13 protein-coding genes are annotated in these 15,030 nt (G+C 47.9%); 6 read left to right on the forward strand and 7 right to left on the reverse strand.

Annotated features, from left to right (window positions below):
* Window positions 1–11 precede the first annotated feature (11 nt).
* The 3 genes from Q1V85_RS11930 (at window position 12) to pdxA (ending at window position 5,860) form a co-directional block, all read left to right on the forward strand.
* A complete protein-coding gene (locus Q1V85_RS11930) occupies window positions 12–1,610 on the forward strand; it encodes a S8 family serine peptidase (RefSeq protein WP_300600192.1) in 1,599 nt (532 codons plus the stop codon).
* 150 nt (window positions 1,611–1,760) lie between these two features.
* The gene (carB, locus tag Q1V85_RS11935; RefSeq protein WP_300600194.1) at window positions 1,761–4,619 is read left to right on the forward strand and encodes a carbamoyl-phosphate synthase large subunit; all 2,859 of its coding nucleotides are present in this window, start codon (window positions 1,761–1,763) and stop codon (window positions 4,617–4,619) included.
* 155 nt (window positions 4,620–4,774) lie between these two features.
* The gene (gene pdxA / locus Q1V85_RS11940; RefSeq protein WP_300600196.1) at window positions 4,775–5,860 is read left to right on the forward strand and encodes a 4-hydroxythreonine-4-phosphate dehydrogenase PdxA; all 1,086 of its coding nucleotides are present in this window, start codon (window positions 4,775–4,777) and stop codon (window positions 5,858–5,860) included.
* A 472-nt stretch (window positions 5,861–6,332) separates the two neighbouring features.
* On the opposite strand, the gene Q1V85_RS11945 is transcribed toward pdxA, so the two are convergent.
* The 4 genes from Q1V85_RS11945 to Q1V85_RS11960 form a co-directional block, all read right to left on the reverse strand.
* Window positions 6,333–7,109 carry a M48 family metallopeptidase gene (locus Q1V85_RS11945; RefSeq protein WP_300600198.1) on the reverse strand — a complete coding sequence of 259 codons (777 nt, stop codon included), beginning with the start codon at window positions 7,107–7,109 and terminating at the stop codon, window positions 6,333–6,335.
* A gap of 69 nt (window positions 7,110–7,178) precedes the next feature.
* A complete protein-coding gene (locus Q1V85_RS11950; RefSeq protein WP_300600199.1) occupies window positions 7,179–7,715 on the reverse strand; it encodes an ATP-binding protein in 537 nt (178 codons plus the stop codon).
* A gap of 54 nt (window positions 7,716–7,769) precedes the next feature.
* Window positions 7,770–8,318 carry a M23 family metallopeptidase gene (locus Q1V85_RS11955; RefSeq protein WP_300600201.1) on the reverse strand — a complete coding sequence of 183 codons (549 nt, stop codon included), beginning with the start codon at window positions 8,316–8,318 and terminating at the stop codon, window positions 7,770–7,772.
* 113 nt (window positions 8,319–8,431) lie between these two features.
* Window positions 8,432–9,028 (reverse strand): NifU family protein, encoded by a 597-nt coding sequence (locus tag Q1V85_RS11960; RefSeq protein ID WP_235555314.1) that lies wholly within the window; start codon window positions 9,026–9,028, stop codon window positions 8,432–8,434.
* 376 nt (window positions 9,029–9,404) lie between these two features.
* Here Q1V85_RS11960 and Q1V85_RS11965 point away from each other — a divergent pair, with 376 nt between their 5' ends.
* Complete coding sequence (locus tag Q1V85_RS11965) at window positions 9,405–9,770, forward strand: ArsC/Spx/MgsR family protein (RefSeq protein ID WP_300600205.1); 366 nt, start codon at window positions 9,405–9,407, stop codon at window positions 9,768–9,770.
* 153 nt (window positions 9,771–9,923) lie between these two features.
* On the opposite strand, the gene Q1V85_RS11970 is transcribed toward Q1V85_RS11965, so the two are convergent.
* Window positions 9,924–10,922 carry an Ig-like domain-containing protein gene (locus Q1V85_RS11970; protein ID WP_300600207.1) on the reverse strand — a complete coding sequence of 333 codons (999 nt, stop codon included), beginning with the start codon at window positions 10,920–10,922 and terminating at the stop codon, window positions 9,924–9,926.
* 425 nt (window positions 10,923–11,347) lie between these two features.
* On the opposite strand from Q1V85_RS11970, the gene Q1V85_RS11975 reads away from it, so the two are divergent.
* Window positions 11,348–11,818: a hypothetical protein gene (locus Q1V85_RS11975; protein WP_300600209.1), complete on the forward strand. Its 471-nt coding sequence runs from the start codon at window positions 11,348–11,350 to the stop codon at window positions 11,816–11,818.
* On the opposite strand, the gene Q1V85_RS11980 is transcribed toward Q1V85_RS11975, so the two are convergent.
* On the reverse strand, window positions 11,811–12,539 hold the full coding sequence (locus Q1V85_RS11980) for a LytTR family DNA-binding domain-containing protein (RefSeq protein WP_300600210.1): 729 nt from the start codon (window positions 12,537–12,539) through the stop codon (window positions 11,811–11,813). The genes Q1V85_RS11975 and Q1V85_RS11980 overlap by 8 nt on opposite strands.
* A gap of 190 nt (window positions 12,540–12,729) precedes the next feature.
* Between Q1V85_RS11980 and Q1V85_RS11985 the strand changes: the two genes are divergently transcribed.
* Complete coding sequence (locus tag Q1V85_RS11985) at window positions 12,730–13,779, forward strand: histidine kinase (protein WP_300600212.1); 1,050 nt, start codon at window positions 12,730–12,732, stop codon at window positions 13,777–13,779.
* Here Q1V85_RS11985 and Q1V85_RS11990 read toward each other — a convergent pair.
* Entirely contained in the window at window positions 13,774–15,003 is a 1,230-nt protein-coding gene (locus tag Q1V85_RS11990; RefSeq protein WP_300600213.1) for a TCR/Tet family MFS transporter, read from the reverse strand. The genes Q1V85_RS11985 and Q1V85_RS11990 overlap by 6 nt on opposite strands.
* Between the last annotated feature and the right edge of the window lie 27 nt (window positions 15,004–15,030).

Consider the following 15,030-nt stretch of genomic DNA (forward strand, 5'->3'; position numbering starts at 1 on the left):
TTATAAGAGACATGAAAAAACGGATGGCGGTAACCGCTGTGTTGCTGTTTTGCATAAGCCTGGGGCATACACAAACCGTAAAGCCTGAAATAAAAGACTGGCATTACCTGGATTATCAGCAGGATGGGTACCGGGGCATCAGTCTCAACCAGGCCTATACACTTTTAAAAGGACGCAAAAGTACCCCGGTGATTGTGGCGGTAATCGACAGCGGCATTGATACCCTGCAGCCAGACCTGAAACCCGTGCTGTGGCACAATCCCAAAGAAATTCCCAATAATCATACAGATGATGATGGCAACGGACTGGTAGATGATTATTACGGATGGAATTACCTGGGCGCGCCAAACGGTGAAAACCTTTCAATAAGCATCAGCGACGATTGGCGTACTTACCACCGGTTTAAAGCACAGTTTGAAGGAAAGGATAGTGCAGCCATTGCAACGAACCAGCAGTGGCACTACCGGGAATGGAAACGGGCCCATCAAAAGCTGGTTGATTCGTACAACAGTGCATCAAAGATCATCGATAACCTGCGTGGAGATTGGGCGCTGGCCGAACGGTCGAATACAATGCTGAAAAAAGCGCTGAATAAAGAAGTGTTCACCCTGAAGGACCTGGACAGCGTTTTGGTTACCGATGCCAACAGGGACCTGATCGGGATCTGGAAAAATATTCTGAGAGACGGACAAACCAGTAATGCCGGCTTTATAAAAGAATTCGGCGATTACAAAAAAGAGCAGGAAGACAACCTGCTGAAATTAACCACCACTCCGGAGGACGTGCGGGGGAAACTGCTGCAGGATGATGATTATGATATTACAAAGACCAGATATGGGAATCATAATCTTACGGGTTTCAGCGGGTATCACGGGACCGGTGTCAGCAGCGTGATTGGGGCCGTGCGCAACAATGGTATTGGCATTGATGGCATTGCGGATAATGTAAAGATCATGATGATCCGGGGGATCCTGGGCAAGGATGAATTTGACAAAGATGTGGCGCTTTCCATCCGGTATGCAGTAGATCATGGCGCCCGGGTAATCAATATGAGCTTTGGCAAATACATATCGGCCGATAAGCGCTGGGTAGACGAGGCCATTGAATATGCGCTTTCAAAAGATGTGGTGCTGGTACACGCCGCCGGCAATGATGCTGAAGATATTGATGTAGATGATCATTATCCCAGTTCATATACCATTGATCACCGGTTTTTGCCAAACATGCTCCAGGTGGGGGCCAGCGGGGATGCCAGTTTAGGTGCCCTGGTGGCGGGGTTTAGCAATTATGGTAAGAAAAAGGTAGATCTGTTTGCACCGGGGCTCCAGATTCACTGCGCCATTGCCGGTGATGGTACACAAATGGCCAGTGGTACCAGTCTCGCAAGCCCGGTTGTGGCCGGTATTGCAGCCCTTTTACGATCGTATTTTCCAAAACTGAAGGCTACCGAAGTGGTAGATATAATAAAAAAATCCGGAACCCTATTGGAGGAGCCGGTTGTTAAACCGGGTACAAAAGACGAGAAAATATTGCTATCTGAGCTGTGTAGCTCCGGCAGGATCGCCAATGCCGCCGGGGCAGTACAGCTGGCGATCAGCCGGGAAAACTAGTACCGGGAAGCATTGGCCATACGACATTTTACTACCGTTCGTTTTTTGAAAATGAAAATTACCTGGAAATTCTTCAATATTAAAGCCCTCTTTTTCCTGTTTTAGGCCTACTTTTGCGCAATTTATTTTTTTTAAAAGAAAGCATAAAAGATGCCCAAAGATACTTCCATAAAAACGGTATTAATTATTGGTTCCGGTCCCATTGTGATCGGTCAGGCTTGTGAATTTGACTACTCCGGCACCCAGGCCGCCCGCAGTTTGCGGGAAGAAGGGATCAAAGTGATCCTGGTCAACAGCAACCCGGCCACGATCATGACCGATCCGATGATGGCAGACCGTGTATACCTTTTACCGCTGACCACCGAAAGTATTGAACAGATTCTGCAGGAGAATGAAATTGACGCGGTATTGCCCACAATGGGAGGTCAGACAGCATTGAACCTTTGTAAAGAAGCAGAAGAACTGGGGCTGTGGAAAGAATACAATGTGCGACTTATTGGTGTGGATATCAAGGCGATAGATAAGGCAGAAGACCGGGAATTGTTCCGTCAGTGGATGATTGAGCTGGGAATTCAGGTGGCTACAGCAAAAACAGCCAACTCCTTCCTGGAAGGAAAAGAATTCGCCCAGGAGATCGGTTTTCCCCTGGTGATCCGCCCCTCTTTTACCCTGGGGGGTACCGGTGGCGGTTTTGTACACGATAAAGATGAGCTGGATGAAGCGCTGAACCGCGGTTTACAAGCTTCGCCCATTCACGAGGTACTGGTAGAAAAAGCCGTGCTGGGCTGGAAAGAGTTTGAGCTGGAATTGTTAAGAGATGCTGCGGACAACGTATGCATCATTTGTACGGTAGAAAACTTCGACCCCATGGGGGTGCACACCGGTGATTCCATTACGGTAGCGCCTTCCATGACCTTGAGCGATACCGGGATGCAGCTGATGCGGAATACCGCTATCCGGATGATGCGCGACCTGGGCAACTTTGCCGGCGGCTGTAACGTACAGTTTGCCATGAACCCCGAAACCGAAGAGATCATCGCGATTGAGATCAACCCCCGCGTGAGCCGTTCTTCAGCGCTTGCTTCAAAAGCAACCGGTTATCCGATCGCAAAAATTGCCGCAAAACTGGCCATTGGTTATAACCTGGATGAGCTGGAAAACCAGATCACCAAAACCACTTCGGCCTATTTTGAACCGGCGCTCGACTATGTAATTGTAAAAATTCCCCGCTGGAATTTTGATAAATTTAAAGGAGCCAATGATACACTGGGCCTGCAGATGAAGAGTGTGGGTGAGGTAATGGCCATCGGCCGCAGCTTTAACGAAGCGGTACAGAAAGCCTGCCAGAGCCTGGAGAATAACGCCATCGGCCTGGGATACTATGGTAAAAGCCTGATGCGCGCAGAAGAATTACTGGAATATATCAAAACGCCGAAATGGGATCGTATTTTCCGTATAAAAGATGCCCTGATGGCAGGTGTTTCTGTAGGAACCATTTCAAAAGCCACCAATGGTATCGATCGCTGGTTCCTTTCTGAAATTCAGAAACTTTGCATACTGGAAAAGAAAATTGCCGAGTATAACCTGGATACCTTGCCGGCAGACCTGCTGCGGGATGCCAAGGTAAACGGATTCAGCGATGCCCAGATTGCCGAAATCATGGGGCATGGAAATACCGAAGAAGCCGTGTATGCCCGCAGGAAAGAGCTGGGTATCAACCGGGTTTATAAAATGGTAGATACCTGCAGTGCCGAATTTGAGGCAAAAACACCATATTTCTATTCCACTTTTGATGCGCCTGCCAAGTCGGACCTGAGTGCCGGGGACCTGGTGCACAACGAGTCAAAAGTTTCTGACCGGAAAAAGATCATCGTATTGGGCAGCGGTCCTAACCGTATCGGTCAGGGCATTGAGTTCGATTATTGCTGTGTGCACGGACTGCTGGCGATTAAAGAAGCCGGTTATGAGGCCATCATGATGAACTGCAACCCCGAAACGGTGAGTACCGACTTTGATATGGCGGACAAGCTGTACTTTGAGCCGGTATACTGGGAGCATGTGCGCGAACTGATCGAATACGAAAAACCCGCAGGGGTGATCGTGCAGCTGGGCGGACAAACTGCCCTGAAGCTGGCAGAAAAGATCAAAGAAATGGGCGTAGAAATCATGGGTACCAGCTTTGATAATATGGATATTGCAGAAGACCGCGGCCGGTTTAGCGATATGCTGAAAGAATTAAAGATCCCTTATCCTGAATATGGTTCGGCCTGGACGGTTGATGAAGCCGTACAGATCGCCAACCGCGTGGGCTATCCGGTACTGGTACGTCCTTCCTATGTGTTGGGCGGACAACGGATGCGGATCGTGCTCAATGATGATGAAGTAGAAAGAGCGGTGATCAGCCTGCTGAAGCATATTCCCGGCAATAAGATCCTGATCGATCATTTCCTCGATCGTTGCCAGGAGGCAGAAGTAGACGCGATCTATGACGGCGAGAACTTCCACGTAATGGGAGTAATGGAGCATATTGAGCCGGCGGGCATCCACAGTGGAGACAGCAACGCCGTATTACCGGCCTTTAACCTTTCCCCGATGGAGGTAACCACCATGGAGCATTACGCGGAAAAAATAGCACGGGCACTGGACATCCGGGGATTAATCAATATCCAGTTTGCCATTAAAGATGGCACTGTGTATGTGATTGAGGCCAACCCACGTGCATCCCGTACCACGCCATTTATTGCCAAGGCTTACCAGATCCCTTACCTGAATATTGCCACCAAGGTAATGATCGGAGCCAACAAGCTCACCGATTTTACATTTGAGAAGAAACTGGACGGCTATGCGATCAAAGAGCCGGTTTTCAGCTTTAATAAATTCCCGGGTGTAAACAAAGAACTGGGGCCCGAGATGAAGAGTACCGGGGAAGCCATCCGCTTTATCAAAAATCTGAAAGATCCTTATTTCAGACAGTTATATAAAGACCGGAGCATGTTCCTTAGCAAGTAATCAATGCAATAACCTTAAATCAAAAGCCGGACAAATTATTTTGTACCGGCTTTTTTGCGCTATGCGGAATTGGAAGCAGATGGTGATACGGGACTTCAAGTCCTGCATAACTGTTTTTATCGTATTTTCACGGTTTAATTATCGACAATCATACTATGACGCATAAACAAAAACCGGTGATCGGGATCACTTCCGGTGATCTGAATGGTATTGGTATTGAATTGATTGTGAAGACGTTCTCTGATGCGCGCCTCCTGGATATCTGTACCCCTGTTATTTTTGCCAATAACAAAGCGGTAAATTTTTACAGGAAAACGGTATCGGAAAGTAATTTCAGCTTTTTTCATACCCGGGAATATGATAAGATCAACCCCAAACAGGTAACCATTTTTAATTGCTGGGAAGAGGAAGTGAATATTACCCCCGGAACACTCAATGAAACCGGCGGCCGCTATGCCGTTACTTCTCTGGAAACAGCCATCGGGGCGTTGAAGGAAAAAAAGATCGACGGGTTGGTAACAGCACCCATTCATAAAACCAATGTACAATCGGAGCAGTTTTCCTATACCGGGCACACGCCTTATCTCAAAGCCAGTTTCAATGCCAGGGATGTGGTGATGATGATGTGTGCCGAAAATATGCGGGTAGCGCTGGTAACCGAACATGTTCCCATCAGCGAGGTGGCGCAGCATATTACAGCTGAGGCAATCCTGAGCAAACTTGCGATTATCAACAGTAGCCTGCAGCGGGATTTTGGTATTGGCAAACCCCGTATTGCCGTGCTTGGGCTGAACCCGCACGCAGGGGATGAAGGCCTGGTCGGGAACGAGGAACAAACCATTATTGCTCCGGCCATTAAACAGGCGCGGAACAAAAATATCCTTGCCTTTGGCCCGTATAGCGCAGACGCCTTTTTTGCCCGGGGACAATATGAAAAATTTGATGCCGTACTGGCCATGTACCATGATCAGGGATTGATACCCTTTAAATCGCTGGCGCAGGGAGAAGGGGTGAATTATACGGCCGGACTGGAAGTGGTGCGTACCTCACCGGACCATGGTGTGGCGTTTGATATTGCCGGCAAGGGGCGGGCAGATGCCGGTTCATTCCTGCAGGCGGTTTATACCTGTGCTGATATCATCAGTCAGCGTGCGGAGTATGGAGAACAACACGCCAATCCGCTGCGCAAAGTATCACCTGAGGTGGTTTCCCGGCTGGAAGATGAAAAAATAGAAGAATAGATTATCCAATAACATATGATTCAGGATCCTGCCGGTACACGGCGGGATTTTTTTTGAGGCCGATGCCTGGCATTCCTTCGGCGGCGCATGACGTTCCCCTCTGAATTGGATAAAACTGTTTTGCTGTTTTCGTCAGTAATAATTTTGCGGAGCTGCTAATGCTGAATCTTCAATGTTTCAGTGACATAACACTGAAAACGGGAGGGTGTAAAAAAAAAATAAGAGGGGGTACGATGATCTGGAAAGATCCGGTAGCCCACTCTTAAGCCCTCTAAACCGTGGTAAAAGTAGCATGCCCAAAACTCTGTTTTAAAATTATTCGATGAATGCCCCGATTTTTAAGCCCGGACCGGCAAAAAAAAAGGTGAAGCAAAACGGTGCTTGCTGTTTTTGCTGTTTCCGGACCATCCCGGCACCGGCACAAAAAAAAGCGATCCCGAAGGATCGCTGCAGCTATTAAAAGCGTTCTGAATTATTTCTTATAAAGCCCGTCCTGTTTGGCTTTTTCTTCCACTTTGGCAGCGCGATCCTTACTATCCGGGTGGCTGCTCAGCATCTTTTCGGTATTGCTGGCCTTAGCTCCGCTGCTCAGGTCTGCCAGTTTATTAAATGCGCTGGCCATGGCCATTACATTATAGCCATTTCTTTTTAGAAAATCGTAGCCGTAGGCGTCTGCTTCAGATTCCTGCTTACGGCTGTATTTTGACTCAAGAACGGCATTGGCAAACTGGCCCAGCTGGCTTTCGCTGAGTTGCGCTACTGCTCCGGACTGGGAGGCCGCTGCATCGGTAATAGCCGCTCTTTTATAAGCTGCACGAATGGCATCCCTGGTATCCTTATTTTTTACGTGCCCGATCTCATGTCCGATCACCGAAAGGATCTCTTCATCAGTCATCAGATCCATCAGGGCTGCAAATACCCGGATGCTGCCATCGGCACAGGCAAAGGCATTGATATCCTTCACCATATAAACCTTATAGTTCAGGTTGAGGCCGTCTTCGCTTTTATGTTTTGCAAAGATTTTGTTCAAACGAACGGCATATGGATCCTCCGGCCTGGCAACCGGGTTGTTGGCATCCATCCATTCTACAGCCTGACTGGCCAGTTTGGCGGCATCAGCATCGCTGAAAGTGGCTGCTTTTACGCCTTTTTCTGCAGCGCCAATGGTTTTTGAGTTTAGTTTGAATTGTGCAAAAGAAGTGGTGCCCAGTGTTGTAAGGATAGCGAGTGATAATACGACTTTCTTCATGTTTTTCGGTTTTGAATGATAAATTTTGCGCCAAAACTAAGGGGTTTCTGTTAATACAGTGTTACGGGATCAGGAATTCATGAATCCATCTACCGCATTTATTGCGGCTTCGATCCGGTTGGTTCCCAGGCCTTTAATTTCTACCCACGGTGTTTCCTGATCAATCAGCAGGGATTTATAGATCTGGAATAGCTCTTCCCGGGTTTCGGGATCAGGGTACTCTCTTAGTTCGTCCTGTACCCAGGGCAGGTCTGTGTTACAAAGCAGGTACAGATCATAGCGCCGTTCGGCGATGGCATCCAGGATAAAAGTGTGGCATTTATTAAAAACGAATTCGCACCACACTTTCATTACATACATATCGGTGTCAATAAACAACGGTGAAGTCCCGGTGTTCCGGAGCTGTTGACTGTATTGATCTTCCAGTGCCAGTTGGCCTTTTGCAATAACCAGCAGATCATCATAGGTATAGGTTTTCCCGTTTTCCATCAGAAAATCCCGGGCATATTCCGGGCACCAGCTGGTTTCGTAATGCCGGGCCAGGGCGGCACATAGGTTGCTTTTTCCGGTACTTTCGGGACCAATGATCACAATTTTTTTCAGCATGTTTTTTTGAGTAAGAGATCAGGAAATAATGAAAACGAAAATGGCTGGGGCCGGTTAATCCGGAGGATTGCGGTAATTGCGGATGGCGCGCAGATATCGCGTCCCCTTTTTGATGCGGAACCGGGTGGGCATTTGTTTAAACCGTCCGTTGCGGTCAAAGGTCCATACAATAAAATGAAGATGCGGAAAATAGGTATAACCGGTATTACCACTGCGTGCGATGGGCTGTCCCTTTTTAACCGTGTCGCCCACATTTACCAATACCCCGTTTTTTTGCAGGTGCCAGTATCCGGCCCGCGAGCTGTCCGCATGCTGAATGACCACATAATTGGCATGCACCCGGTTCGATTTTTTAATGCCACCCTGGTTTCCGTCTTCCTTCAGCCGGACAACCACCCCCTCCCTTGCGGCACAAACAACAGAACCTATGGGCATTTTAAAATCGAGGGCTGCCCGGCGTTTATGTGTAAACTGTGTAAAGTAGCCCTGTACCAGGGTATGACTAACACCTTTGGGATAGGGAAGGTCGTAAATAAAGGAACTGGTATCAACGATTTTTCCCCTTTGGAGCCGGTGTGTTTCCCGGCGTAAAGGATTGTTCATGTAACCGCAGCTGCCTGCCAAAACAGCAAGGGCCAGGAATATGAGGATGGCTGAACGCATTAAAAAAGCGCCACCAGTACGGTGACGCCAACAAATGTATTAATTCTGATGGATTATTCTGCTTCTGCTACTACTTCCTTTACTTCCGGGATCATGCGTTTCATCATTCCTTCAATGCCGGCTTTCAGCGTAATCATCGAAGACGGACAGCCGCTGCAGCTTCCCTGCATCATCAGGTTTACCACACCATCATTATAACTGCGAAACTGGATGGCTCCGCCGTCCATTTCAACGGCCGGCTTTACATAGTTCTCTAACAGCTCTTTAATGCGTTTTACCACATCATCATCGTCTGCGGAAACTTCATTGCTGCTTTCTTTTTTAACGGTAACCACTTCATCCTCGTTAATCACCACCTTGCCTTCTTCCAGGTAATCTTTTAAAAACTGGCGGATCGAAGGCGTTACATCCTGCCATTCCGCATCGGCGGTTTTGGTAAGCGTAACGAAGTTGCTGGCTATAAAAACAGCTTTTATAAAAGGAAAACCAAACAATTCGGTTGCAAGCGGCGAAGGCTTGGCTGCTTCTGCATCCGGAAAATCAATGCTTTTACCAGGGTACAATAACTTGTTGGCCACAAACTTCATTGTTTCCGGGTTCGGAGTCATTTCTGTATAAATACTGATCACGGGGTTGCCTGTTTTTATCATGATATGCTGCTATTAATTTACAAAATTAACAATATTTGACCGTATTGGTTGAAAAGAGTGGGCCTCAGTATATAACATTTTGTCGTTCAGACCGTTCAAGAGTGCTCCTGTAAGGCCGCTCCTGGTTTTTGAAAAATGGGACCTGCCGCAGATAATCCGTCTCCTTTTTTGATCCTGTACTTACCAGGGCCTCCGTTGATCCATAGACATTTTAAACCCGGGGGGTATAAGCGGAGAGCAATATAAATGGAAATGTAGTTTAAAATATGGCGCCGAAGATTCGCGGCAATGCCCGCTCTTTATTGTTGCAATCGTTATTTTTGACCGGATATTTTCGATTCTTCAAAACAGCCCGTCAGGGGCGATCTATTGATACATGAAAAAAATATATTATCTCGCAACCTGCGATACCTGTAAGAAAATAATGGAAGAGGCCGGAATCAATGTGAAGAACGGGTTTCAGCTGCAGGACATTCGTACGGAAAAAATAACACCTGAGCAATTAAGTGCTATGAAGGACCTCGCAGGAAGTTATGAAGCCCTGTTCAGCCGCCGGGCACTGTTGTATAAGGAACTGGGATTAAAGGATAAAAAACTCACTGAGAATGATTACCGCGATTATATCCTGGAACATGATACTTTTTTAAAACGCCCGGTGGTGATCATTGATCATAAGATTTTTATCGGCAGCGAAAAGAAAAATGTAGAAGCCCTGTCTGCTTTTTTATCGGCGTCTTTGTGATTATTGATGCGCAGCGTTCCTTTTGGGAAACGCTGCGCGAAGAAACTGGCCGTGCACCAGAGGTTGAAGAGCTGTAGCGGAACAGGCTTAAACAGTGCATCATAGCAGTGCTGCGGCCGGGCTTAAAAAAAGAATAACCGGGCAACTGAAATGCTATGGGAGCTCAATATTGATGGGTACGATCCACCAGTTGCCATACCATACCATCACTTCCGGATCTCCGGGTATAAAGGTAATTTGCGTGCTGCCCAAAGCCTGCTTGGGCTGCATCCCAAAATCGGGTTTGAGGTTGATGCTTTCCGTCATGCGGATATCCGGTCCATTCTCCAGCTTCAGCTCCAGTTTATAACGCCCTACCGGAATATTGTTGATATAAAGCTCATTGCTCTCTACCACTTTCCGGATAGTAAAGCTGATCTTTTCATCGGCATACAGCAGATCCAGCGGCGTAAGTTTTATAAGGATCACCGAACCAACCGGGAAACTTCCGGGCAGCGGCAGCGATTCGGTACGCAGGCTATACGACAGGTGTATGGAACCGCCCATATAGCTGCTGGGCCAGTAAGGGCCTTTGACGATCTGTTCCGGCTGGCCCTGTCCGTAGGGCAGCAGTACGAAATTTTTTATTGCGCCGTCCACAGAACGGAAACTGCCCAGGCTGCTGTCTGCCGGAAACAATGATACGGGGGCTTTTCCGGATTCATAATCCATCAGGTATTTGGCACCCCAAACGGCAACCGTGCCTACGGGCAGCAGGATCTCATAATAACCATTGGCATCTGTTTGACCGGAAGCGGAACTGTAAGTGCCGCCGATGATGGAAGAGCGGATGCCGATATCGGCTCCTTTTACAGGACGGCCATACACATCTTTTACATATCCGCGCATCGTATTTTGTTTAACGGCGAGATTCCGGAAGGCCGGCAGTTTGCTGCGTTGCTTTCCCATTACATCCACATAAGTGCGGGTACCGGCAACCGTAAATTCCCGGGAAGATGGCGGCAGTTGTTGAAAAGGAACAGGTGTCCGTATTTCATCTGCGGGGGATGGTTGGCCTGGATCATCGTCTTTGGAAGGTCCGTCTTTTTTTGAGCAGCTGGTTAGAAAAAGTGTAATCAGACACAGGACAGCAATAAGTGATTGTTTTTTCATTGTGATGGTTGATTTTGGATTTCAATAATACCTTTTACAAAAGCCTGCGCAAGATAAACGACGGCGGGCCGCCGCCGTTGGGTATTCTGCCAGATTCATATGCTGCGGATGAACAACGGGATAAGGAGACGAACCGATGTGAGGCTGCTGCCGGAGCTGTATGAGTGGCGTTTGGCAAACGGCCGGAATTCTTATTGTGTGGGATATATATGGCCATATAGTGATGTCATAACAACAAGGGAAGCAACGCCGCTCATGGCTCTTTTTGAATGCAGTAATCACTAATCTGTAAATGGTCTTTGTCGATAAAAACGGCCATTTATCTTTTTATTACGTTGCTGGTAGAAGGCGCCGTATGAATACCGGAAGGGTACTTAGTTTTGGCGGGAAATTTAAATTCTTGTACGATTTCGTTATTAACAACTATGAACAGAACAACCGGGTGGGCTTTTGTAATAGGCCTGTTAACCTTTGTTTCCTGCAAGCTGCAGGCACGTAATGCTCCGGAAGAGGAGGCACCGTTTACAGAAAAGAACTGGCAGCTGGTTTCGCTAACAGTGCACCCGGCAATGGATTGGGATCTTGACGGCGAGCCGGAAACCGATATTGCCGGAAAACTGGATCTTTGTGAGCGGGATGATGGCTTGCTTTTCCGGAGCAATCGCCGGGTGCTGCGGTTTTACGGTGCCGCCCGTTGTGATGATGAGGCAGCACAAAAGGAAACAGGAAACTGGGCTTATGAGGCAGCACAAAAAAGGCTAACAGTAAATGAAGAAAACGCAGGACCAAAGGTATATGAGGTGGCCGTTTCTGAAGCAAAAAAACTGGTGTTGCTGCACCGGTTTAGCAATGGCAGCCGGCAGCATGAAATGACGGCGGTTTATACCATTAAATGATGTGATTTTTAATATTACCCAGGTAGTTCCTGCCCACATTGAGCTCAAGCCCGTTATCTATTACCAGCAGGGTCTTTCCCGTATCGCGGTAGAGCTCCTTTACGTGGTCCATGTTTACAATAACCGACCGGTGTATGCGGATAAATTTTGCGGGATCAAATTTGCCTTCAATCATGCTAATGCCCAGGGTGCTTAAATAGGAGCCGGATTTTGTATGCACTTCGGTATAATCGCGGTTGGCCTTCATATACATGATATCCGCCACGGATATATTCTGGTATCTTTTTTTATGTTCTACCATAATACGTTCTGGATAGCTGCCTCTTGCGGCGGTAACCTCTGTCACGAGGTTGGAAAGCTGCCGGGGTGTTGCGTGCAGGCGGGTCATTGCATTGTCAAAGCGCTCCCGGGTGTAGGGTTTCAGCAGGTAATCGACGGCATTGATCTCAAAAGCTTTAATGGCATACTGGTCAAATGCGGTGGTAAAAATGATCCGGGGAACATGCTCAATGCGCTGCAGTACTTCAAAGCCATCAGCGCCCGGCATCTGTATATCGAGAAATACAAGATCCGGCTCCATCATATTAATGTATTTGATGGCTTCAATACCATTATGGCATTCGCCTGCAATAAAAAAGTGATCGTGGCCCTTCAGGTATTGCTTTACCAGCACTCTTCCGTGTTCTTCATCATCCACAACCAGTACCGATCTTTTCGACATAACCGTTGTTTACTAGAAAGGGTAAATAAGGGCCAAGATAATCCGAATTCTTTAATGCGGCTGTTCTTTTCGACAAACAACCTCAAAATCCGCGAAGTTGCGGGTTTCATCCGCTGTACGGGCGGTTGGTAGATCTGCACCAGTACGGATTGTAATTTATCGTAAACTTGCAGGAATTAATCACCCCTTAATGCAGCAGCAACAAAAATCATCCAACAACGCTACCCGTAAGGAGCTCCTGGTGTTTATAGCCACCCTTGTTATTATGACTTTGCTGTACGGCAGCCCCAGGCTGATAGAAAAGGGAGGCTCCCTGCACTACCTGAAGGTCTTAGGCATTGACTGTGCTTTTATGGCGATTGCCAGTTGGCCAGTTTGGTGGATCCATTTCCGTAAACTCCACCACTGGTCCCCCAGGAAGCGGTTCCTGCTGCATATTGCAACAGGGTTATTTCCTTATTACGCAATTTGGGTGCTCCTGTATCAATGGTATAACCCCCTGATTGGTTTGCCACTGATGACTACCAAACAAATCATCCAGAACCTGGGGCCCAACCTGCTCTGGTATTTCCAGGTGTTTGGCATTCTGCACATCTATCATTTTTTCCGTGAGCGGGAAACGCAGCTGATAAGAGAAAAAGAGTTGCGGGAGCTGGCGTATCAGGGAGAGATCAATGCGCTGAAGGCGCAGATACAGCCGCATTTTTTGTTCAATACGCTTAACAGTATCAGCGCTTCATTACCGCCCGAACAGGAGCAGGCACGGATGCTGATTGCCCGTTTGGCAGATACCTTCCGCTATGCACTGCTGTCTACCCGCGAAGAGTTGGTGCCGCTTTCGGATGAGCTCAGTTTTATGCGCACGTATCTTGCTTTGGAACAGGCGCGGTTTGGAAAGCGGCTCCGGTTTTCTGTTGATGCAGACGGCAGCATTGCCCGGGTGCGGATACCGCCCATGCTGTTGCAGCCATTGGTAGAAAATGCGGTGAAACACGGGATAGAGCCTGCGATAGACGGGGGAGCGGTTTCGGTTACCTGCCGGCAACAAGGCACAAAAGTGCATATTGCCGTAAGCAATACGGGCCGTCCTTTTTCGGGAACAGTTGAACAGCTTTTTCACTCAAAAGGTGTAGGACTGGTGAATATGGCCCGGCGGCTGGAGCGGCATTACAATGAGAAATTGCAGGTAGCCGATAACGGGGCCGGCCTTTGCTTTGAATTTTGTATTCCCTCCTTATAGGACCTTTGCAGGTTTCTTTTTAATATGGAGCACATAATAGGCAATTACAGCGCTGATCAGCATCAATGCTGCTCCCAGTACAAAAGGTGCTCCCGGAAAATAAAACGGGGCCTGATCATGGCTGAAATAAAAGAAAGTGCGGGTCATCATTGGCGGGCCAATGATCGCGGTGAGGCTCATTACACAATTGAGGCCACCCTGCAAGGCGCCCTGTTCATTGGCCGGTACTTCATTGGTGATGATTGCCTGCAAGGCCGGTCCTGCAATACCGCCCATACAATAGGGTACCAGGAAGGCATACATCATCCAGCTTTTGGTGGCAAAGGCAAACAGGATCATACCAAACGCATAGAAAAATAAACCGGTATAGGTACTTTTTTCATTACCCAGCCGGGGGCTGGTATATCGCATCAGACCTCCCTGGACCAGGCCCACCAATACCCCTACGATGGCCAGCGAAATACCTACTTCTTTCTCGGACCATTTAAATTGGTCCATGGTAAAGTAACTCCAGTTGCTTTGAACGGCATGGCTTCCAAGAAATACGAAGAAAAAGCAAAGTACCAGTCCCAGGATACCCGGATATTTAAAGAACAGGCGCAGCGATCCGATGGGGTTTGCCTTTCGCCAGTCAAAGGACCGCCGGTTTTCCGGTTTTAAAGACTCCGGCAGTACAAAATAGCCATAAAGGAAGTTGAGCAAACACAATCCGGCGGCTGCAAAGAATGGCGCCCTTAACCCCCATACGGACAGCAGTCCGCCCAATGCCGGACCAATAACAAAACCCAATCCAAAGGCAGCTCCGATCAATCCAAAATTTTTTGCCCGGTTTTCATTGGTACTGATATCTGCTATATAAGCGGTGGCTGTTGTAAAACTGGCCCCGGTGATGCCCGATAAAATACGTCCTACCACCAACAGGGAGTAAGTGTGGGCAAAAGCCAGGATCAGGTAGTCTACACAAAAACCCAGTAACGACAGCAGGAGCACCGGTCTTCTTCCGTACCGGTCGCTCAGGTTACCCATAAAAGGAGAAAACAACAGCTGCATAATGGCATAAAGCGCCAGCAGGTCGCCGCCGTATACACTGGCCTCGCTGATGCTGATATGCTTTAGTTCCGCAATCAGCTTCGGCATTACCGGTATGATCAACCCAAAGCCGATCACATCAATGGTCATCGTTATAAAGATAAAACCGATAGCAGCATTGCGCGACTGTTTCATTTGATTGGTTTTTCCGGTACCATCTGT

The organism is Niabella sp. (genome assembly GCF_030150205.1).
GTDB lineage: Bacteria > Bacteroidota > Bacteroidia > Chitinophagales > Chitinophagaceae > Niabella.